Raw genomic sequence first — 21196 nt, 5'->3', positions numbered from 1 at the left:
AGCCCCCTTCTGTGGGGGCCTGTGGGAGCAAAGGGATTATTCAAGCCTGATCAGGCCTACATCCACCCACGCTCCGCCATCGACAACGGCTCCCCATCGCCAACGATGAAATGGTCGAGCACCCGCACATCGATCAGCTCCAGCGCCTCCTGAAGCCGCTCAGTGAGCACCCGGTCGGCCTGGCTGGGCTCGGTGTTGCCGGAGGGGTGGTTGTGGCACAGGATCAACGCGGCGGCGTTGTGGGCCAGGGCGCGCTTGACGACCTGCCGGGGATGGACACTGGCGCTGTCGATAGAGCCGCGAAACAGCGCCTCGAAGGTCAGCACCTGGTGCTTGGAATTGAGAAACAGGCAACCGAACACCTCGTGGGGTTCGTGACGCAGCATCGATTTCAGGTACTCACGCACCGCGAACGGGCTTTCCAGCGAGGTTTTTTCCCGTGCCCGTTCAGCCAAATGCCGACGGCTCATTTCCTGAGCCGCTTGCAGCTGGGCAAACTTCGCCGGCCCGAGCCCCATATGATTACTGAATGTGATCTGATCGGCTTCAAGCAGCGCGCGCAGGCTGCCAAATTGAATCAATAGTTGTCGCGCCAGATCCACCGCGCTTTTGCCCGACACGCCGGTGCGTAAAAAAATCGCCAGCAGCTCGGCGTCCGAAAGACTCCCCGCCCCTAGCGCCAATAACCGCTCCCGTGGCCGCTCGGCCGCGGGCCAATCGCGAATACTCATGGCATCTCCCTGATTGTGGGCGCCGCTGTTCCGTAGCGGTCGCTGTGATATCGTAGCCCATCTTTTTTGCAGGCGATTTGCACCCTGGCAGCTGCTGCCAAGGGGTTCGCCTTGCACTGACCACTGAAATCGAAAGGCAGGCCTATGCAGCGGCTGTATCGGAAACGCATCGTTCTGGGCGTCGGCGGCGGCATTGCCGCCTACAAGAGCGCCGAGCTGGTTCGCAGGCTTATCGACCAGGGCGCGGAAGTACGGGTCGTCATGACCCGCGGTGGCAGCGAGTTCATTACCCCGCTGACCATGCAAGCCCTGTCCGGGCACCCGGTCCACCTGGATTTGCTCGACCCGGCGGCCGAAGCCGCCATGGGTCATATCGAACTGGCCAAGTGGGCCGACCTGGTACTGATCGCCCCGGCCACGGCCGACCTGATCGCCCGTTTGGCCCAAGGTATCGCCGACGACCTCCTGACCACCCTGGTGCTCGCCACCGACGCGGTGGTCGCCGTGGCGCCGGCCATGAACCAGGCCATGTGGCGCGACCCGGCCACCCAGGCCAACCTGCAATTGCTCGAAAGCCGCGCCCTGAAAGTCTTCGGTCCGGCCTCCGGGAGCCAGGCCTGCGGCGATGTCGGCATGGGCCGCATGCTCGAAGCCACCGACCTGGCCCAGTGCGCCGCCGACTGCTTCCAGCACCAGGCCCTGACCGGCAAGCACGTGCTGATCACCGCCGGACCGACCCAGGAAAACATCGACCCGGTGCGCTACATCACCAACCACAGCTCCGGAAAAATGGGCTTCGCCCTGGCCGAAGCCGCCGTGGAAGCCGGCGCCCGGGTGACGCTGATCACCGGTCCCGTGCACCTGCCGACGCCGGACCGGGTCACGCGAATCGATGTGGTCAGCGCCCGGGACATGCTCGCGGCCTGCGAAGCAGCTATCCCCTGCGACCTGTTCATCGCCTCGGCGGCGGTGGCGGACTACCGCCCCGAAGTCGTTGCCCCGCAAAAATTGAAGAAAGACCCTACAAGCGGCGACGGCTTGCTACTGCAAATGGTGCGCAACCCGGACATCCTGGCCAGCATCGCCACCCGCCCCGACCGCCCGTTCAGTGTCGGCTTTGCCGCCGAGACCGAACACCTGCTCGATTACGCCGCACGCAAGCTCAAGGACAAGAACCTCGACTTGATCGTCGCCAACGACGTGGCCAACCCGAGCATCGGCTTCAACAGCGAAGAAAACGCCTGCAGCGTGATCGACCGCCAGTTGCACGCCACACTTTTCGCCCAGACCAGCAAGAGCAAGATTGCCCGCCAGCTGATCACTTTTATCGCCGAACGTCTGAACCAGGTTTAATGTCATGCACGCCCTACAAGCCAAGATCCTCGACCCACGCATCGGCAACGAATTCCCGCTGCCGCAATACGCCACACCAGGCTCCGCCGGCCTCGACCTGCGGGCGATGCTCAAGCAGGACACAATCCTGGAGCCGGGCCAGACCCTGTTGATTCCTACCGGTCTGTCGGTGTACATCGGCGACCCGGGCCTGGCCGCGCTGATCCTGCCGCGCTCGGGCTTGGGCCATAAGCACGGCATCGTGCTGGGCAACCTGGTGGGCCTGATCGACTCCGATTACCAGGGCGAACTGATGGTGTCATGCTGGAACCGCGGCCAAACGGCCTTCAACATTGCCGTGGGCGAACGCATCGCGCAGTTGGTGCTGGTGCCGGTGGTCCAGGCCCACTTCGAACTGGTCGAAGAATTCGACGAAAGCCAACGCGGCGCGGGTGGTTTCGGGCATTCCGGCAGCCATTGACCGGTGGTTACAGGCCGGGCGTCCTGCCCGGCCCGTTTGTGAAGCTTGTGTTTCAGGACAAAAAATGCGCAATGGCTTTCTGCTAGGTTTCCCACCCGGAATCAATGTATTAGGCGAGCGAGGCCGGGGTAACGCTGTCTCATGGCACTTTCCCACCACGAACTCTCTGTCAAAAACGCCGTCATACCCTTCAGCTTGAGCCTGCCGATGCTAACCGTCGGCCTGTCCAGTCACTTTCCTGATAGAGCGCCCCGCCCATGAACACCCCAGCCGCAATCGCCCCGATCTTCCCTGACAGCATCTTCCGCGCCTACGACATCCGTGGCGTGGTACCGGAAACCCTCACAGCCGAAACCGCCTACTGGATCGGCCGCGCCATTGGCACCCAAAGCCTGGCCCAGGGCGAACCGAACGTGTGCGTCGGCCGTGATGGCCGCTTGTCGGGCCCCGAGCTGGTCGAACAACTGATCAAAGGCGTTGCCGACAGTGGCTGCCACGTCAGCGACGTGGGCCTGGTGCCGACCCCGGCGCTGTACTACGCCGCCAACGTGTTGGCCGGCAAGTCCGGGGTGATGCTCACCGGCAGCCACAACCCGTCGAACTACAACGGTTTCAAGATCGTCATCGCTGGCGACACCCTCGCCAACGAGCAGATCCAGGCCCTGCATACCCGCCTCAAGACCAATGACCTGAGCAGCGGCCAGGGCAGCGTGACCAAGGTCGATATCCTTCCACGCTACAACGATGAGATCGTCAAGGACGTGAAACTCGCCCGTCGCCTGAAGGTGGTGGTCGATTGCGGCAACGGCGCGGCTGGCGTGATCGCCCCGCAACTGATCGAAGCCCTGAACTGCGAAGTCATCCCGCTGTTCTGCGACGTGGACGGCAACTTCCCTAACCACCACCCGGATCCGGGCAAGCTGGAAAACCTCGAAGACCTGATCGCCAAGGTCAAGGAAACCAACGCCGACCTGGGCCTGGCCTTCGACGGCGACGGCGACCGCGTGGGCGTAGTGACCAATACCGGCAGCGTGGTGTTCCCGGACCGCCTGCTGATGCTGTTCGCCAAGGACGTGGTGGCGCGCAACCCGGATGCCGAGATCATTTTCGACGTCAAATGCACCCGTCGCCTGGTGCCGCTGATCAAGGAATATGGCGGTCGTCCACTGATGTGGAAAACCGGTCACTCGTTGATCAAGAAGAAAATGAAACAGAGCGGCGCCCTGCTGGCCGGCGAAATGAGCGGCCACATCTTCTTCAAGGAACGCTGGTTCGGTTTTGACGACGGCATCTACAGCGCCGCGCGCCTGCTGGAAATCCTCAGCAAAGAGAAATCCACCGCCGAAGAGCTGTTCGCAACCTTCCCGAACGATATTTCTACGCCAGAAATCAATATCCATGTGACCGAAGAGAGCAAATTCAGCATCATTGATGCACTGCACGACGCTCAATGGGGCGAAGGCGCCGAACTGACCACCATCGATGGTGTGCGGGTCGACTATCCCCACGGCTGGGGCCTGGTTCGCGCATCCAACACCACGCCGGTGCTGGTACTGCGTTTCGAGGCCGACAACGAAGCCGAACTGCAGCGCATCAAGGATGTGTTCCACACCCAACTCAAACGTGTTGCACCTGATCTCCAACTACCGTTTTGATTTTTTGAAGCACTACCGGAGCCCTGAATGACCCTCGAACGCGAAGCCGCCGCCAACACCGCCAAGGTCCTGTCCGAAGCGTTGCCTTATATCCGACGCTACGTCGGCAAGACCCTGGTGATCAAATACGGCGGCAACGCGATGGAAAGCGAGGAGCTCAAGACCGGCTTCGCCCGCGACATCGTGCTGATGAAGGCCGTGGGCATCAACCCGGTGGTCGTACACGGTGGTGGCCCGCAGATCGGTGACTTGCTCAAGCGCCTGTCGATCGAAAGCCACTTCATCGATGGCATGCGCGTGACCGACGCGCAGACCATGGATGTGGTGGAAATGGTCCTGGGCGGCCAGGTCAACAAGGACATCGTCAACCTGATCAACCGTCATGGCGGTAGCGCCATCGGCCTGACAGGCAAGGACGCCGAGCTGATCCGGGCGAAGAAACTCACCGTCACCCGCCAGACACCGGAGATGACCCAGCCGGAAATCATCGACATCGGTCATGTGGGCGAAGTGGTCGGTATCAACACCGACCTGCTGAACCTGCTGGTCAAGGGCGACTTCATCCCGGTGATCGCGCCCATCGGCGTGGGCGCCAACGGCGAGTCGTACAACATCAACGCCGACCTGGTGGCGGGCAAGGTTGCAGAGGCACTGAAAGCTGAAAAGCTGATGCTGCTGACCAACATCGCCGGCCTGATGGACAAGTCGGGCAAGGTCCTGACCGGACTGTCGACCCAACAGGTCGATGACCTGATCGCCGATGGCACCATCTACGGCGGCATGCTGCCGAAGATCCGTTGCGCACTGGAAGCGGTACAAGGCGGCGTCGGCAGCTCGTTGATCATCGACGGCCGGGTACCAAATGCGATCCTGCTGGAGATCTTCACCGACACCGGCGTAGGTACGTTGATCAGCAATCGCAAGCGTCCTTAAGCGATACCGGTAAAAAAAGACCCCGCTCAACCTGGTTGAGCGGGTTTTTTTTTACCCACCGACTCCCACAAGGGAATGTGCAAATCTTTAAACGCCGAACTGCGCCCGATAAGCCTCAACCGCCGGCAAATGCTGCTTGAGCTGCGGATCGTCGGCCAAAAACTCCAGCACCTGGTTCAGCGACACAATGCTGATCACCGGAATGCCAAAGTCGCGCTCCACTTCCTGGATCGCCGACAGCTCACCGTTGCCGCGCTCCTGGCGGTTCAGGGCAATCAGCACGCCAGCGGCCTTGGCGCCTTCCTGGGAACCGATGATCTGCATCACTTCACGAATGGCAGTGCCGGCAGTGATGACGTCGTCGATGATCAACACGTCGCCGGTCAGCGGTGCACCCACCAGGCTGCCGCCTTCGCCGTGGGCCTTGGCTTCCTTGCGGTTGAAGCACCAAGGCAAGTCGCGCCCGTGGTGTTCGGCCAGGGCGACGGCAGTGGTGGCGGCCAGCGGGATGCCTTTGTAGGCCGGGCCGAACAGCACATCGAACGGGATACCGCTCTCGACGATGGCTGCCGCATAGAAACGACCCAGTTGCGCCAGGGCGGAACCGGTGTTGAACAGGCCGGCATTGAAGAAGTACGGGCTGGTGCGCCCGGACTTGAGGGTGAACTCACCGAAGCGCAAAACGCCGCGATCGATGGCAAAGCGAATGAAATCGCGCTGATACGCCTGCATGAAAAAAAGCCTCAAATACCGCGGATTTAGCTAAATAGGTACACGGCGTGTATCATACACGCACGTGATTTTTGGGGCCATTTATGCGGATCATCAGTGTGAACGTCAATGGTATTCAGGCTGCAGTCGAGCGTGGTTTGCTCAGTTGGCTGCAAGCACAGAATGCCGACGTCATCTGCCTGCAGGACACCCGCGCCTCCGCCTTTGAACTGGACGATGCAGCCTTCCAACTGGATGGTTACTTCCTTTATGCCTGCGATGCCGAAGTCCCCGCCCAGGGTGGCGTGGCTTTGTACTCGCGGCTGCAGCCGAAGGCTGTCATCAACGGTCTCGGTTTCGAGACGGCGGACCGCTACGGGCGCTACCTGCAAGCCGATTTCGACAAGGTCAGCATCGCGACCTTACTGCTCCCTTCGGGGCAGAACGGCGATGAAGATTTGAATCAGAAATTCAAGTTGATGGACGACTTCGCCCGTTATCTGGATAAACAGCGGCGCAAACGTCGCGAGTACATCTATTGTGGCTCGCTGTACGTGGCGCAACAGAAGCTGGATATCAAGAACTGGCGCGACAGCCAACAATCTCCTGGCTTCCTGGCGCCGGAACGGGCCTGGATGGACGAGATCATTGGCAACATGGGTTATGTCGACGCCCTGCGTGAAGTCAGCCGTGAAGGCGACCAGTACAGCTGGTGGCCGGACAACGAACAGGCCGAGATGCTCAACCTTGGCTGGCGCTTCGACTACCAGCTGCTGACGCCTGGGCTGCGCCGCTTCGTACGCAGCGCCCGCCTGCCGCGCCAGCCACGGTTCTCGCAGCATGCGCCGCTGATCGTGGATTACGACTGGACGCTGACTATCTAAGTGTCGTTTCGCAACCACAAAAAAACCGACAGCCGTGTCGGTTTTTTTGTGGACAACCATTTCCACTGTGGGAGTGAGCCTGCTCGCGATGGCGCAGTTACATTCAACATTGATGTTGACTGACACACAGCTATCGCGAGCAGGCTCGCCCCCACAGGGGGTTACTCATCGATCGTTATTTGACCAACCGCCAGGTAAACGGATACCGATACGGCTGCCCTTCATTGGCCTTCACGCCACCAATGATGGTCAACACCAACGCACCAATGGCCACCAGGCCGAAGAGGAAGAAGCCGATCACCACGACCATCAGCAGCAAGCTGATCGCCGAGGCAATCGCCACGGTGATCTGGAAGTTCAGCGCTTCCTTGCCCTGGGCATCGATGAACGGGTCGGACTCACGCTTGAGCTGCCAGAGCACCAGCGGCCCGATCAGCGTGCCGAACGGAATCCAGATCCCCAACAAGGCGGACAGGTGACAAAACATTGCCCATTGACGCGCCTCTTTGCTCGGCTGGGGCAGCAGGATTTGCTCATCACTCATGACGCTCTCCTTGTCTTGAAGCGGGAATCGATCAGTCAGCCAAGGCGGCCTTTTGCAGTTCGAAGATCTCGTTCATGCCTTTCTTCGCCAACTCCAGCATAGCGTTCAATTCTTCCGGCTGGAACGGCGCGCCCTCGGCAGTGCCCTGGACTTCGATGAAACCGCCGGCACTGGTCATGACCACGTTCAGGTCAGTCTCGGCGGCGGAGTCTTCCAGGTAATCCAGATCCAGCACCGGCTCGCCCTGGTACATGCCCACGGAAACAGCGGCGATCATTTGCTTGAGCGGGTCGCCACCCTTGAGGCCGCCGCGCTTCTTGATCACTTTCAAGGCATCGACCAGGGCGACCATGGCCCCAGTGATGGAGGCAGTACGCGTGCCGCCGTCGGCCTGGATCACGTCGCAATCGACATACAGTGTCACGTCGCCCAACTTGGACATGTCCAGAGCAGCACGCAGCGAACGGCCGATCAAGCGTTGGATTTCCAGGGTACGGCCGCCCTGCTTGCCACGGCTGGCCTCGCGCTGGTTCCGCTCACCGGTGGCGCGCGGCAGCATGCCGTATTCGGCCGTCAACCAACCCTGGCCCTGACCCTTGAGGAACCGTGGCACGCCGTTTTCGACACTGACGGTGCAGATGACCTTGGTATCACCGAATTCGACCAGTACAGATCCCTCGGCGTGTTTGGTGTAGTTGCGGGTAATGCGGATCGAGCGAAGCTGATCGGCAGCGCGACCACTTGGACGTTTCATAGGGAATACCTGTACGGAGGACGGAAAACTGCCGAGCATTATAGAGCCGTGAATCGTCATAGGGCAGTTAAACGTCGCGCGGCTCTAAAAAGCCGGCGCGAGCGAAGCCGCGCAGAGGTCCGCCCGACGGGCTGCCACGCTTTGTCGCAAGCGCGGTTGGGGCATACGCCTCACTGCGCTACAATCCTGCGCCTTTGCTGCCCTTGGGCTTTTAATTTACAGACTCCAGGCCCACGACCACCGTCGTGCCGGCCTGCATTGCGAGGAACCTCCATGGTGCACAGCATGACCGCCTTCGCCCGCGTCGAAAAAGCCGGGGCCCAAGGCACGCTGAGCTGGGAACTGCGCTCGGTCAACAGCCGCTACCTGGAGCCGCACCTGCGCCTGCCCGAGTCTTTCCGCGACCTGGAAGGGGGTGTACGCGAGGCACTGCGCCAGGGCCTGTCCCGGGGCAAGCTGGAATGCACCCTGCGCTTCACTGAAGAAAGCACTGGCAAAGCCTTGCAAGTGGACCGCGAGCGCGCCGCGCAACTGGTCGCCGCCGCCGAAACCGTCGCCAGCCTGATCAAGAACCCTGCTGCCCTGAATCCACTGGAAGTCCTGGCTTGGCCCGGCGTGCTGGTGGGCGATGCGAGCGACCCACAGGCGCTGAACGCCGAGGCGATGGCACTGTTCAATGAAGGCCTCAAGGAACTCAAGGCCGGCCGCGAGCGCGAAGGCGCGGAGCTGGCCCGGCTGATCAACGAGCGCCTGACCTCCATTGAAGAAGACGTCAGCACCCTGCGCGAACTGGTCCCGCAGATGCTCGCCACCCAGCGCCAGAAAGTCCTCGACCGTTTCACCGACATGAAGGCCGAGCTGGACCCGCAACGCCTGGAACAGGAAATGGTCATGCTCGCGCAAAAGAGCGACGTGGCCGAAGAACTGGATCGCCTGAGCACCCACATCATCGAAGTTCGCCGGGTGCTCAAGTCCGGCGGTGCGGCCGGTCGTCGCCTCGACTTCCTGATGCAGGAGCTCAACCGCGAAGCCAATACACTGGGCTCCAAAGCCTTCGACCCGCGCAGCACCCAGGCGGCGGTCAACCTCAAGGTGTTGATCGAACAAATGCGCGAACAAGTGCAGAACATTGAGTAAGGCTAACGACATGACCCACAGCACCGGCACCCTCTACATCATTTCCGCGCCCTCGGGCGCCGGCAAGACCAGCCTGGTCAAGGCACTGATCGACGCCGAACCGCAGATCCGCGTCTCGGTCTCGCACACCACCCGCGCCATGCGCCCGGGCGAAGTGAATGGTGTGAACTATCACTTCGTCGACCGCGAAGAGTTCGTGAAGATGGCCGAGCACGGCGACTTCCTGGAGCGCGCCGAAGTTTTCGGCAACCTTTATGGCACTTCGCAAAGCTACTTGCAGCAGACCCTGGACGAAGGTCACGACCTGATCCTGGAAATCGACTGGCAAGGCGCCGAGCAGGTGCGCAAGCTGATGCCCCAGGCCCGGTCGATCTTCATCCTGCCGCCAAGCCAGCAAGCCTTGCGCCAGCGCCTGACCAACCGTGGCCAGGACAGCGACGACATCATCGAGGGCCGGATGCGCGAAGCGGTCAGCGAGATGAGTCACTACGTCGACTATGATTATCTGATCATCAACGACGATTTCGCCCACGCGCTGGACGACCTGAAGGCGATTTTCCGCGCCAGCCAGCTGCAGCAGAAACGCCAACAGCAACGTTTCGGCAAATTATTAGCCGAATTGTTGGGCTGAACAGCCCTTCCCAAAACCGCTGCGACGGCTTTACATTGGTAGTCGCAGCGCGCCGAGGGGTTTGGTTAAAAAATCAGCGCTTCCCTAAACGCTGGTGTTTTTTTAAACTGTCGAGTCCGCTCGCCCAACCGGGCAGCGCGCATATTGCATTCGCTCCGAGGAATACCATGGCCCGCGTAACCGTTGAAGACTGCCTAGAACACGTGGAAAACCGCTTTGAGCTGGTCATGCTCTCTACCAAGCGTGCCCGTCAACTGGCCACCGGTGGCAAAGAGCCGTTGGTCCAGTGGGAAAACGACAAGCCTACCGTAGTAGCGCTGCGTGAAATCGCCGAAGGCCTGATGAGCTACGAGTTCATCGCCAACGCTGAAATCGTCGAAGACGAACCGCTGTTCGCAGCGTTCGAGGACGAGTCCAACGAGGCGGTCTAAGCCTATGCCTGGTCGACGTAGCACGGCGCGGGGTCACAGCAAACGGCAGGAGTCATCATCATGCCGAGCATAGACGCCCTCGCCGATCGCTTATCGGCCTACCTCGGCACGGACCAGGTCAATCTGGTCCGCCGAGCCTATTTCTACGCCGAACAAGCCCACGACGGCCAGCGCCGCCGCAGCGGCGAGGCGTACGTCACGCATCCTCTTGCGGTGGCGAATATTCTTGCCGACATGCACATGGACCATCAGAGCCTGATGGCGGCGATGCTGCATGACGTGATCGAAGACACCGGCATTGCCAAGGAAGCGCTGCAGGCGCAGTTCGGCGAAACCGTGGCCGAACTGGTCGACGGGGTCAGCAAGCTGACCCAGATGAACTTCGAGACCAAGGCCGAGGCCCAGGCCGAAAACTTCCAGAAAATGGCCATGGCCATGGCCCGCGACATTCGCGTGATCCTGGTCAAGCTCGCCGACCGCCTGCACAACATGCGCACCCTGGAAGTGCTGTCCGGCGAAAAACGCCGGCGCATCGCCAAGGAAACCCTGGAAATCTACGCCCCCATCGCCAATCGCCTGGGCATGCACGCGATCCGCATCGAGTTCGAAGACCTCGGCTTCAAGGCCATGCACCCGATGCGTTCGGCGCGGATAAACCAGGCCGTCAAGCGCGCCCGGGGCAACCGCAAGGAAATCGTCAACAAGATCGAAGAGTCGCTGAGCCACTGCCTGGCCATCGACGGCATCGAAGGCGAAGTCAGCGGGCGGCAGAAACACCTCTACGGCATCTACAAGAAAATGCGCGGCAAGCGTCGGGCCTTCAACGAGATCATGGACGTCTACGCGTTCCGGATCATCGTCGACAAGGTCGATACCTGCTACCGCGTGCTGGGCGCTGTACATAATTTGTACAAACCGTTGCCGGGGCGCTTCAAGGATTACATCGCGATCCCCAAGGCCAACGGCTATCAGTCGCTGCACACCACGCTGTTCGGCATGCACGGCGTACCCATCGAAATCCAGATCCGCACCCGCGAAATGGAAGAAATGGCCAACAACGGCATCGCCGCCCATTGGCTGTACAAATCCAGCGGTGACGAACAACCCAAGAGCACTCACGCCCGCGCCCGGCAATGGGTCAAGGGGGTGCTGGAAATGCAGCAGCGCGCCGGCAACTCCCTGGAATTCATCGAGAGCGTGAAGATCGACCTGTTCCCGGACGAGGTCTACGTCTTCACGCCCAAGGGCCGGATCATGGAGCTGCCCAAAGGCTCCACGGCCGTGGACTTTGCCTATGCGGTGCACACCGACGTCGGCAACAGTTGCATCGCGTGCCGGATCAACCGCCGCCTGGCGCCGTTGTCCGAACCGCTGCAAAGCGGTTCCACGGTGGAAATCGTCAGCGCCCCCGGCGCACGACCCAACCCGGCGTGGCTCAATTTCGTGGTCACCGGCAAGGCCCGCACCCATATCCGTCACGCCCTCAAACTGCAACGTCGCTCCGAATCCATCAGCCTCGGCGAACGCCTGCTGAACAAGGTGCTGAACGGTTTCGACAGCTCGCTCGACAAGATCCCGGTCGAGCGCGTGCAACTGATGCTCCACGAATACCGTCTCGAATTGATCGAAGACCTGCTCGAAGACATCGGCCTGGGCAATCGCATGGCCTACGTCGTTGCCCGTCGCCTGCTCGGCGAAGGCGAACAGTTGCCAAGCCCCGAAGGCCCGCTGGCGATTCGCGGCACCGAGGGCCTGGTGCTCAGTTATGCCAAGTGTTGTACGCCGATTCCGGGCGACCCGATTGTCGGCCACTTGTCCGCCGGCAAAGGGATGGTCGTGCACCTGGACAACTGCCGCAACATCAGCGAAATCCGTCATAACCCGGAAAAATGCATCCAGCTCTCCTGGGCCAAGGATGTCACCGGCGAATTCAACGTCGAGCTGCGGGTCGAGCTGGAACACCAGCGCGGCCTGATCGCCCTGCTGGCCAGCAGCGTCAATGCCGCCGACGGCAATATCGAAAAAATCAGCATGGACGAACGCGATGGCCGCATCAGCGTCGTTCAATTGGTGGTCAGCGTGCACGACCGTGTGCACCTGGCCCGCGTGATCAAGAAACTGCGCGCCCTGACCGGCGTTATCCGCATCACCCGGATGCGCGCGTAGCCCATTCGTTATCAGGAGTCATTCATGACCAAGACCGTTATCACCAGCGACAAGGCCCCCGCCGCCATCGGTACTTATTCCCAGGCGATCAAGGCCGGCAACACCGTGTACATGTCGGGCCAGATTCCACTGGACCCGAAAACCATGGAACTGGTGGAAGGCTTCGAAGCCCAGACCGTGCAGGTGTTCGAAAACCTCAAGGCCGTGGCCGAGGCCGCCGGTGGTTCGTTCAAGGACATCGTCAAGCTGAACATCTTCCTCACCGACCTGAGCCATTTCGCCAAGGTCAACGAGGTGATGGGCAAGTACTTCGACCAGCCTTACCCTGCCCGCGCCGCCATCGGCGTGGCCGCCCTGCCCAAGGGCGCTCAGGTTGAGATGGATGCCATCCTGGTCATCGAGTAAATAAGGCCGGCGCAGCCTCCCCCGCTGCGCCGTTTTCGTCTTGAAAGGATTCCACCATGCGCAAAGCGCTTGCTCTCTCGCTGGCAGCCCTGCTTCTGGGCGGCTGCGCCAGCGACCCTGCCGACCGTGACATCAGCGGCACCTGGATCAACCAGGCAGCCATCGACGCTGCCGCCAAGGGCGGCCCGCTTCGCGAAGCGCTGCAGGGCTATGGCCCGAACCTGGAATGGGACGTCAACACCCGGGGCGGTCAGGCGCGCTACACCAACGGTTTTGAAAACGTCGAAGGCAAATTGCTGGGCGAAGAAGACGGCGCCTGGAAAGTCGATTTCTACGGCAGCTCCGCCAGCGAACTCAAGCGCGATGGCGACCAGTTGAGCCAGGCCGCCACCGAGAACGAACCGCAGCAGGTGTTCGATCGCGCACAAGTCCAGGTACCGGAAGGCGCGCCCATCGGTGCCAGTTTCGAGCGTGCGCTGTATGCCGCCTACCTGGGCGGCACCTGGAACATCGCCAGCGGCCCCGGCCAGGGCGCCACCGTGCAGTTCCAGCCCGACGGCCAGGTCAGCGGCCTGCCGGGTGCCGATCGCTACGCCTTGTGTCTGGCCGGCGATTGCGCCTCCATGAGCGGTGGCAACGACAACATCTGGCTGCAACAGAACGGCCAGGGCAACACCTGGATCTTTGCCCGCGACGGCAAGAAGCTGGAGATCTTCCAGACCGTCAACGCCGCGCTGGCCGATGAAATGCCTTCGTTCACGCCGGGCACCCGGCGATGGTTGCTGGAAAAGCAGTAAAGGATAGGGCGCTTTGAAATAACTATACGAGCGCCCTCTCCCGGCAAAGGTTCACGCGCGAGACGGGACAGGCTTTTTTCTACCCAGGCGGATCAGCTCATTGGAGAAACACAGCCCAAGGATGATCAGTAGTGCGCCCGGGTACAGGCTTTCGCGCGGCACTTCATTGAGCACAACAAATGCCAGCAGTGCGGCGAACAGCGGCTCGGTCAGCTCCAAGGCTTGCACCTGGGATGGCTTGAGGTACTCGATTGCCTTGGTGGTGCAAAAAAAACCGAGGATGGTCGGCAGCGCGGCCAGCGCCAGCAGTGCGGCAATCGCCCAGGGCGACAGCTCACCGATCACGAAGCCGTCGGCAGAAGCCGGCATCAGCAAGTACAGGCTGCCGAAGAACAGCAACTGACGAGTGAAGTGCAGCCCACCGGACACGCCCATCCGTTTCATGGCCACCGAAAACGCCCCATAGCCGCAGCCCGCCATGGACGCGAGTGCAACGCCTTGGAGCGTGAAGCCTTGCTGTAGATCGGCGCCAAAGATCACCGCGATTCCGGCGATCGCCAAGGCGGCACCCACAGTGGCGTTCGCGGTGATCGCATCCTTGAGGATGATGCGTCCGAGCACAATCGAGGAAATGGAAGCACTGGCCATCAGCATCACCACCACACCCGCCGCAGCGTAATGCCGATAGGCAGCCGTTTCGAAGTGGAACAGCACAAAGATACCGAGAAACGCGCAGATCGCCGCCTGGGTCCATTTGGCCGTCGTCGCCGGACGCTTGATAAACAGCAGCAAGGCCGAGAGCAGCAGACAACCCAGGACAGTCTTTATGACGGCGACACTGCTGGCGGTGAAACCATTGCTCATGAGCACTTTGCTGAGCACGCCTATCGTGGCGTTAAGTGCGGCGGCGGAGAGTGCAAAGATAACGCCTTTGCTGAAACTGGCTTGCATTGATGACGGTCCTTGTCGCTGTTAGGTCATTCGACGGGATGTTGGCCCACATCGACGACGCAAAAGATGGCTGAAACGGTTGCGGGTGGCCTGCAGATAACTCTTGGCTTCGGCAAGCAACGGATAATGCTCGGCGAGCTCGATGAACCAAGTCAAGACCTGGAAGGTAAGAACCCAAGGACTAGCCCTTGGCGCCGAACGACATCATCGAGCACACGCCGAGCGGACCCGTGTCAGCAGCGCCCTTCCAGAATCGCCGCATACCCCTCGCGAAAACTCGGATAACGCGGCGCCCAGCCCAAGGCCTTCGCCCGGGCATTGCTGCAGCGCTTGCTGCCGGCGCGACGCACACTGGCGTCTTCGGACCACTGGGTGACGCCCATGTATTCACGCAACCAGCCCACCACCTCGGCCAGCGGCGCAGGGGCGTCGTCGACGCCGATGTAGCAATCGTCCAGCACCTGGCCCTGGCGATCAGCCTCCAGCAGGAACGCCAGCAAGCCGGCGGCATCGTCGGCGTGGATGCGATTGGCGTAGAGCGGTGGGTCGATCACGACGCGATAGCCTTGGCGCACCTGACTCAACAACCATTCCCGACCCGGCCCATAGATGCCGGTCAGGCGCACGCGGCTGGCCGGGATGCCACTGTCCAAGGCCACTTGCTCGGCTTCGAGCATCAGCCGACCGGAATACCCGCCGGCCACGGTTGGCGACGTTTCATCCACCCATTCGCCCTGCTGTTGCCCATAAACGCTGCTGCTGGACACAAACAGCAGACGCTTGGGCCGCTGCCCATGCTGCTTCAACCAGCTCAACACATTCTGCAACCCTTCGACATAAGCCGTGCGATAACCCGCTTCGTCATGGTCGGTGGCCGCGGCGCTGTACACCAGGTAATCCAGTGACCCGGTGGGCCAGTCGGCGGGGCATTGCTCGCTGAACAAATCCCCCGCCACCCCGATGACGCCCGCTGGCAGCTTCGAAACCGTGCGCCGCAGGCCATGGACTTGCCAATGCTCGGCCACTAACTGGCTGGCCAGGCGGCCGCCGATATCACCGCAGCCGGCGATCAAAACAGAAGGCGCGGACATCAAGAACTCCTCTGGCAAAGCCGCAGACTAGCCTTCGCAGGGGACGAGCGGCTAGCCATGCGACAAAAAAAGTAACTGTATTACTTTTGTTAACAAGAATTAATTGCAATAATGCCCACCACTTTTGTTCTCGGCCCACGAGGCCTGGAAGAACATCAACCTTCTTTTTCCTCTCAGGTCCGGCCAGCATGAAACGCTCTCTATCCCCCGCTTCGCCAACCAATCGACCTCGTGCCTGGAGCACGGTAGCCGCCCTGCTGTTCAGCCTGCTGCTGGCACCGGCCGCCGCATTCGCCGATGCACAGACGCCCGCCACGACCCCGGCCACCGTACCAGCTGCTGCCCAGGCACCGGCCGACCCGGCCGCTCCCGTTGCCACGCCTGTCGCCACCGACCCGGCCCAAGCCGTCGAAGCCGACGCACCTCAAATGCTCGAAGCCGACAACTCCCTGGGCATGGCCCACGACCTGTCGCCATGGGGCATGTACAAGAACGCCGACATCATCGTGAAAATCGTGATGATCGGCCTGGCCATCGCCTCGATCATCACCTGGACCATCTGGATTGCCAAAGGCTTCGAGCTGCTGGGTGCCAAGCGTCGCTTGCGCGGTGAAATCGCCGCCCTGAAAAAAGCCACCACCCTCAAGGAAGCCAGCGCCACCGCCGCGAAGGCAGGCACTCTTGCCAACCTGCTGGTGCATGACGCACTCGAAGAGATGCGCCTGTCGGCCAACAGCCGCGAGAAAGAAGGCATCAAGGAACGCGTGAGCTTCCGTCTCGAGCGCCTGGTCGCCGCCTGTGGTCGCAACATGAGCAGCGGCACCGGCGTGCTCGCCACCATCGGCTCTACCGCGCCGTTCGTCGGCCTGTTCGGCACAGTGTGGGGCATCATGAACAGCTTCATCGGCATCGCCAAGACCCAGACCACCAACCTCGCCGTCGTCGCACCCGGCATCGCCGAAGCCTTGCTGGCAACGGCCTTGGGCCTGGTCGCGGCAATCCCGGCCGTGGTGATCTACAACGTCTTCGCCCGTTCCATTGCCGGCTACAAGGCCCAGGTCTCCGACGCTTCGGCCGAAGTCCTGCTGCTGGTCAGCCGCGACCTCGACCACCTGCCGCCCGAGCGTGGCTCGCAACCGCACATGGTGAAAGTGGGGTAATCGGCCATGGGCCTGCATTTGAAAGAAGGCGCAGACGACGATCTGGCCGAGAACCACGAAATCAACGTCACGCCGTTCATCGACGTGATGCTGGTGCTGTTGATCATCTTCATGGTGGCCGCCCCGCTCGCCACCGTGGACATCAAGGTTGACCTGCCGGCGTCGACGGCCAAGCCCTCGCCACGGCCGGAGAAACCGGTGTTCCTCAGCGTCAAGGCCGACCAGCGCCTGTTCCTGGGTGAAGACGAGGTCAAGGCCGAAACCCTCGGCGCGACCCTCGACGCCAAGACCCAAGGCAAGAAAGACACGACGATCTTCTTCCAGGCCGACAAAGGCGTGGACTATGGCGACCTGATGAGCGTGATGGACGCACTGCGAGGCGCCGGCTACCTGAAGGTCGGTCTGGTCGGACTCGAGACGGCGCCCAAGAAATGATCACGACGCGCCAAAAGCTGACGCGTTACAGCGGTAGCCTGGCAGTGGTGCTGGGCGTGCATGCGCTCGCCATCGCCCTGGCGCTGAACTGGACATCACGCGCGCCCATCGAATTGCCTCCCCAGGCAATGATGGTCGAGCTGGCGCCGGTACCCGCCCCACCGCCACCGGCACCGCCCAAAGTCGTCACACCGCCGCAACCTCCCGAGCCGGTCGAAGAACTGCCGCTGCCCAAGCTTGCCGAAGCGCCGAAGCCGGAGATTTCCGTGCCCAAGCCGGTCAAGCCCAAGCCAAAGCCGCAACCGCCCAAGCCCAAACCGGTGGAGAAAAAGCCCGAGCCGCCGAAGGAACAGCCGTCGGAGCAGAAGCCCAGCGACACCCCGCCAACCCAGTCAGTCGCCGAGAAGTCCGCGCAACCGGCGCCTGGCCCGTCGCCTGCGCAATCGGCTGCCAAGGCCAATTGGCAGGGCACGCTGTTGGCGCACCTGGGCAAGTACAAGGAGTACCCGCTCAGGGCCCGGCAGATGAACAAGGAAGGCACCAACCGCCTGCGCTTCGTGGTAGATGCCGAAGGTAACGTGTTGTCGTTCGAACTGGTGGGCAGCTCCGGCACGGACTCCCTGGACCGGGCCACCCTGGAAATGATCCGCAAAGCCCAACCGCTGCCCAAGCCGCCGGCGGAGCTGCTGACCAACGGCACCATCGAACTGACGGCACCGTTTGTGTACTCCATCGACAAGCGCCGGCGTTGATCCCAACTTTGCAAGCCCCTGTAACAGGGGCTTCTTGTTTCTGTGGTGATGGGATTTATCCCCTCGCCACAGAAACATTGGACAGTGTCACACCGCACCCCCAGTCTGATAACGTGCGTCTATCGATTGCAGCCGGTATGCTTGGCTCGCAACTTCACGGACGCTCGCCATGACCCTCACAGAATTACGCTACATCGTGACCCTCGCCCAAGAGCAGCATTTCGGCCATGCGGCCGAGCGTTGCCACGTCAGCCAGCCGACGCTCTCGGTGGGCGTGAAAAAGCTTGAAGACGAACTCGGTGTGCTGATTTTCGAGCGCAGCAAAAGCGCCGTGCGCCTGACTCCCGTAGGCGAAGGCATCGTGGCCCAGGCGCAAAAGGTCCTGGAGCAGGCTCAGGGCATTCGCGAACTGGCCCAGGCCGGCAAGAACCAGCTGACCGCCCCGCTGAAAGTCGGCGCGATCTACACCGTTGGCCCGTACCTGTTCCCGCACCTGATTCCGCAACTGCACCGGGTCGCCCCGCAGATGCCGTTGTACATCGAAGAAAACTTCACCCATGTGCTGCGCGACAAGCTGCGCAACGGCGAGCTGGACGCGATCATCATCGCCCTGCCGTTCAACGAAGCCGACGTCCTGACCCTGCCGCTCTACGACGAACCGTTCTACGTCCTGATGCCGGCCCAGCACCCCTGGACCCAGAAAAAAACCATCGACGCCGCCCTGCTCAACGACAAGAGCCTGCTGTTGCTTGGCGAAGGCCACTGCTTCCGCGACCAGGTGCTCGAAGCCTGCCCGACCCTGACCAAGGGCAGCGAAGGGGCCAAGCACACCACTGTGGAGTCCAGCTCCCTGGAAACCATCCGCCACATGGTCGCCTCAGGCCTGGGCATTTCGATCCTGCCGCTGTCGGCGGTGGACAGCCATCATTACGCCCCCGGCGTGATCGAAGTCCGCCCACTGACGCCGCCCGTGCCGTTCCGCACCGTTGCCATCGCCTGGCGCGCCAGTTTCCCGCGGCCCAAGGCCATCGAGATCCTCGCCGACTCGATCCGTCTGTGCTCCGTGGCCAAGCCGCCCGCTGGCAAGTAAGCCACGGCCATGACTGAGCTGTCGAAAGTGCCGGTCACGACACTCAAGGGTGTCGGTGAAGCCATGGCCGAGAAACTGGCCAAGGTAGGCCTGGAAAACCTCCAGGACGTGCTGTTCCACCTGCCGCTGCGTTACCAGGACCGCACTCGCGTGGTGCCCATCGGCCATTTGCGCCCGGGGCAGGATGCGGTGATCGAAGGCACCGTCAGCGGCGCCGACGTGGTCATGGGCCGTCGACGCAGCCTGGTGGTGCGCTTGCAGGACGGCACCGGCGGGCTCAGCCTGCGCTTCTACCATTTCAGCAATGCACAAAAGGAAGGCCTCAAGCGTGGCACCCGCGTGCGCTGCTACGGCGAGGCGCGACCCGGGGCTTCGGGGTTGGAGATCTATCACCCGGAATACCGCGCCATCACCGGCGGCGAACCGCCGCCCGTGGATGAAACCCTGACCCCGGTCTATCCGCTCACCGAAGGCCTGACCCAACAGCGCTTGCGCCAGCTCTGCCAGCAAACCCTGACCCTGCTCGGCCCCAGCAGCCTGCCCGACTGGCTGCCCACGGAACTGGCCCGGGATTACCACCTGGCGCCCCTGGCCGATGCGATCCGCTACCTGCACCATCCGCCCGCCGATGCCGACGTCGACGAACTCGCCCTCGGCCATCACTGGGCCCAGCACCGCCTGGCGTTCGAAGAACTGCTGACTCATCAACTGTCCCAGCAACGCCTGCGCGAAAGCCTGCGTTCCCTGCGCGCCCCGGCCATGCCCAAGGCCAGGGATCTGCCGGCCCGCTACCTGGCCAACCTCGGTTTCACCCCCACGGGCGCCCAGCAACGGGTCGGCAACGAAATCGCCTACGACCTGAGCCAGCCCGAGCCGATGCTGCGGCTGATCCAGGGCGATGTCGGCGCTGGCAAGACCGTGGTCGCAGCCCTGGCAGCGCTGCAGGCCTTGGAGGCCGGTTATCAGGTGGCGCTGATGGCGCCCACCGAGATCCTGGCCGAACAACATTTCATCACCTTCCAGCGCTGGCTCGAACCGTTGGGCATCGAAGTCGCCTGGCTGGCCGGCAAGCTCAAGGGCAAGAACCGCACAACCGCCCTGGCACAGATCGCCGAAGGCGCGCCGATGGTGGTCGGCACCCATGCGCTGTTCCAGGACGAAGTGCAGTTCAAGAACCTGGCCCTGGTGATCATCGACGAACAGCACCGCTTCGGCGTGCAACAGCGCCTGGCCCTGCGGCAGAAAGGCGTGGGCGGACGGATGTGCCCTCATCAACTGATCATGACCGCGACGCCGATCCCGCGGACCCTGGCGATGAGCGCCTACGCCGACCTCGACACCTCGATCCTCGACGAACTGCCCCCTGGCCGTACGCCGGTCAATACCGTGCTGGTCACCGACACCCGACGGGTGGAAGTGATCGAGCGCGTGCGCAGCGCCTGCGCCGAAGGGCGGCAGGCTTATTGGGTGTGCACCTTGATCGAGGAGTCGGAAGAATTGACCTGCCAGGCGGCCGAAACCACCTATGAAGACCTCACTGCCGCACTCGGCGAGTTGAAGGTCGGGCTGATCCACGGCCGCATGAAACCCGCCGAAAAAGCCGCCGTCATGGCTGAGTTCAAGGCCGGCGCCCTGCAGCTATTGGTCGCGACCACGGTGATCGAGGTGGGCGTCGACGTGCCCAATGCCAGCCTGATGATCATCGAAAACCCCGAACGGCTGGGCCTGGCGCAGCTGCACCAACTGCGCGGCCGCGTCGGCCGGGGCAGTGCCGCCAGCCATTGCGTCCTGCTGTACCACCCGCCGCTGTCGCAGATCGGGCGCCAGCGTCTGGGGATCATGCGCGAAACCAACGACGGTTTCGTTATTGCCGAAAAAGACCTCGAATTGCGCGGCCCCGGTGAAATGCTCGGCACGCGCCAGACCGGTCTGCTTCAATTCAAGGTGGCCGACCTGATGCGCGACGCCGACCTGCTTCCCGCCGTACGCGATGCCGCCCAGGCGCTGCTGGAACGCTGGCCCGACCACGTCAGCCCGCTGCTGGATCGCTGGCTGCGTCACGGGCAGCAATACGGCCAAGTGTGAGCACGCGCTCAGTTTTCCGGACGCGCGTACCGGACAAGCT

At 62.1% G+C, this 21196-nt stretch carries 21 protein-coding genes and 1 pseudogene; 16 read left to right on the top strand and 6 right to left on the bottom strand.

Annotated elements, in window-relative coordinates; all coding sequences use genetic code 11:
- Positions 1-56: 56 nt before the first annotated feature.
- The gene (gene radC / locus KGA89_RS09045) at positions 57-731 is read right to left on the bottom strand and encodes a RadC family protein (protein WP_214510116.1); all 675 of its coding nucleotides are present in this window, start codon (positions 729-731) and stop codon (positions 57-59) included.
- 144 nt (positions 732-875) lie between these two features.
- Between radC and coaBC the strand changes: the two genes are divergently transcribed.
- The 4 genes and pseudogenes from coaBC (at position 876) to argB (ending at position 5132) form a co-directional block, all read left to right on the top strand.
- The gene (gene coaBC / locus KGA89_RS09040) at positions 876-2084 is read left to right on the top strand and encodes a bifunctional phosphopantothenoylcysteine decarboxylase/phosphopantothenate--cysteine ligase CoaBC (RefSeq protein WP_223471325.1); all 1209 of its coding nucleotides are present in this window, start codon (positions 876-878) and stop codon (positions 2082-2084) included.
- Positions 2085-2088: 4 nt separating this feature from the next.
- Complete coding sequence (dut, locus tag KGA89_RS09035; protein ID WP_003206867.1) at positions 2089-2544, top strand: dUTP diphosphatase; 456 nt, start codon at positions 2089-2091, stop codon at positions 2542-2544.
- 251 nt (positions 2545-2795) lie between these two features.
- A pseudogene (locus tag KGA89_RS09030) lies at positions 2796-4199 on the top strand (phosphomannomutase/phosphoglucomutase); the annotation flags it as partial.
- A gap of 27 nt (positions 4200-4226) precedes the next feature.
- A complete protein-coding gene (argB, locus tag KGA89_RS09025; RefSeq protein WP_003206871.1) occupies positions 4227-5132 on the top strand; it encodes an acetylglutamate kinase in 906 nt (301 codons plus the stop codon).
- A gap of 87 nt (positions 5133-5219) precedes the next feature.
- On the opposite strand, the gene pyrE is transcribed toward argB, so the two are convergent.
- Positions 5220-5864 carry an orotate phosphoribosyltransferase gene (gene pyrE, locus KGA89_RS09020; RefSeq protein WP_003206873.1) on the bottom strand — a complete coding sequence of 215 codons (645 nt, stop codon included), beginning with the start codon at positions 5862-5864 and terminating at the stop codon, positions 5220-5222.
- 83 nt (positions 5865-5947) lie between these two features.
- Between pyrE and KGA89_RS09015 the strand changes: the two genes are divergently transcribed.
- On the top strand, positions 5948-6727 hold the full coding sequence (locus KGA89_RS09015; protein WP_013694557.1) for an exodeoxyribonuclease III: 780 nt from the start codon (positions 5948-5950) through the stop codon (positions 6725-6727).
- Positions 6728-6902: 175 nt separating this feature from the next.
- Here the strand turns inward: KGA89_RS09015 and KGA89_RS09010 are convergent, their stop codons facing one another.
- Positions 6903-7271 carry a DUF4870 domain-containing protein gene (locus KGA89_RS09010; RefSeq protein ID WP_013694558.1) on the bottom strand — a complete coding sequence of 123 codons (369 nt, stop codon included), beginning with the start codon at positions 7269-7271 and terminating at the stop codon, positions 6903-6905.
- Between the two features lie 31 nt (positions 7272-7302).
- Positions 7303-8025, bottom strand: a complete 723-nt coding sequence (rph, locus tag KGA89_RS09005) for a ribonuclease PH (protein WP_003177262.1) — start codon at positions 8023-8025, stop codon at positions 7303-7305.
- 273 nt (positions 8026-8298) lie between these two features.
- On the opposite strand from rph, the gene KGA89_RS09000 reads away from it, so the two are divergent.
- From KGA89_RS09000 to KGA89_RS08975, 6 genes are all read left to right on the top strand, one after another.
- Complete coding sequence (locus KGA89_RS09000; protein ID WP_003206875.1) at positions 8299-9162, top strand: YicC/YloC family endoribonuclease; 864 nt, start codon at positions 8299-8301, stop codon at positions 9160-9162.
- A gap of 10 nt (positions 9163-9172) precedes the next feature.
- Positions 9173-9793, top strand: coding sequence for a guanylate kinase (gmk, locus tag KGA89_RS08995; RefSeq protein ID WP_003206877.1), 621 nt, complete (start codon positions 9173-9175; stop codon positions 9791-9793).
- A gap of 167 nt (positions 9794-9960) precedes the next feature.
- Positions 9961-10224, top strand: coding sequence for a DNA-directed RNA polymerase subunit omega (gene rpoZ / locus KGA89_RS08990; protein WP_003177259.1), 264 nt, complete (start codon positions 9961-9963; stop codon positions 10222-10224).
- A gap of 60 nt (positions 10225-10284) precedes the next feature.
- Positions 10285-12390, top strand: a complete 2106-nt coding sequence (spoT, locus tag KGA89_RS08985; protein ID WP_003206879.1) for a bifunctional GTP diphosphokinase/guanosine-3',5'-bis pyrophosphate 3'-pyrophosphohydrolase — start codon at positions 10285-10287, stop codon at positions 12388-12390.
- A 24-nt stretch (positions 12391-12414) separates the two neighbouring features.
- Entirely contained in the window at positions 12415-12795 is a 381-nt protein-coding gene (locus tag KGA89_RS08980) for a RidA family protein (RefSeq protein WP_003206880.1), read from the top strand.
- Positions 12796-12851: 56 nt separating this feature from the next.
- Positions 12852-13592 carry a hypothetical protein gene (locus KGA89_RS08975; RefSeq protein ID WP_223471323.1) on the top strand — a complete coding sequence of 247 codons (741 nt, stop codon included), beginning with the start codon at positions 12852-12854 and terminating at the stop codon, positions 13590-13592.
- A 51-nt stretch (positions 13593-13643) separates the two neighbouring features.
- Here KGA89_RS08975 and KGA89_RS08970 read toward each other — a convergent pair whose 3' ends face one another.
- Together KGA89_RS08970 and KGA89_RS08965 are read right to left on the bottom strand one after the other, a co-directional pair.
- Complete coding sequence (locus tag KGA89_RS08970) at positions 13644-14543, bottom strand: DMT family transporter (protein WP_003206882.1); 900 nt, start codon at positions 14541-14543, stop codon at positions 13644-13646.
- Positions 14544-14776: 233 nt separating this feature from the next.
- On the bottom strand, positions 14777-15634 hold the full coding sequence (locus KGA89_RS08965; RefSeq protein ID WP_003206884.1) for an SDR family oxidoreductase: 858 nt from the start codon (positions 15632-15634) through the stop codon (positions 14777-14779).
- A gap of 188 nt (positions 15635-15822) precedes the next feature.
- Here KGA89_RS08965 and exbB point away from each other — a divergent pair, with 188 nt between their 5' ends.
- The 5 genes from exbB (at position 15823) to recG (ending at position 21156) form a co-directional block, all read left to right on the top strand.
- Positions 15823-16794 carry a tonB-system energizer ExbB gene (gene exbB / locus KGA89_RS08960; RefSeq protein WP_013694561.1) on the top strand — a complete coding sequence of 324 codons (972 nt, stop codon included), beginning with the start codon at positions 15823-15825 and terminating at the stop codon, positions 16792-16794.
- Between the two features lie 6 nt (positions 16795-16800).
- Positions 16801-17229: a TonB system transport protein ExbD gene (exbD, locus tag KGA89_RS08955; RefSeq protein ID WP_003206888.1), complete on the top strand. Its 429-nt coding sequence runs from the start codon at positions 16801-16803 to the stop codon at positions 17227-17229.
- The gene (locus KGA89_RS08950; protein WP_003206889.1) at positions 17226-17981 is read left to right on the top strand and encodes an energy transducer TonB; all 756 of its coding nucleotides are present in this window, start codon (positions 17226-17228) and stop codon (positions 17979-17981) included. Before exbD ends, KGA89_RS08950 begins: the two co-directional genes overlap by 4 nt.
- Before the next feature lie 169 nt (positions 17982-18150).
- Entirely contained in the window at positions 18151-19071 is a 921-nt protein-coding gene (locus KGA89_RS08945) for a hydrogen peroxide-inducible genes activator (protein WP_003206891.1), read from the top strand.
- Between the two features lie 9 nt (positions 19072-19080).
- A complete protein-coding gene (recG, locus tag KGA89_RS08940) occupies positions 19081-21156 on the top strand; it encodes an ATP-dependent DNA helicase RecG (protein WP_223471321.1) in 2076 nt (691 codons plus the stop codon).
- Positions 21157-21196: the final 40 nt, after the last annotated feature.

It is taken from the genome of Pseudomonas sp. A-RE-22 (assembly GCF_019956035.1).
GTDB classification, from domain to species: Bacteria; Pseudomonadota; Gammaproteobacteria; order Pseudomonadales; family Pseudomonadaceae; genus Aquipseudomonas; species Aquipseudomonas brassicacearum.
Note: the sequence above shows the minus strand (reverse complement) of the source record. Positions and strands in the feature narration are given on the sequence as shown.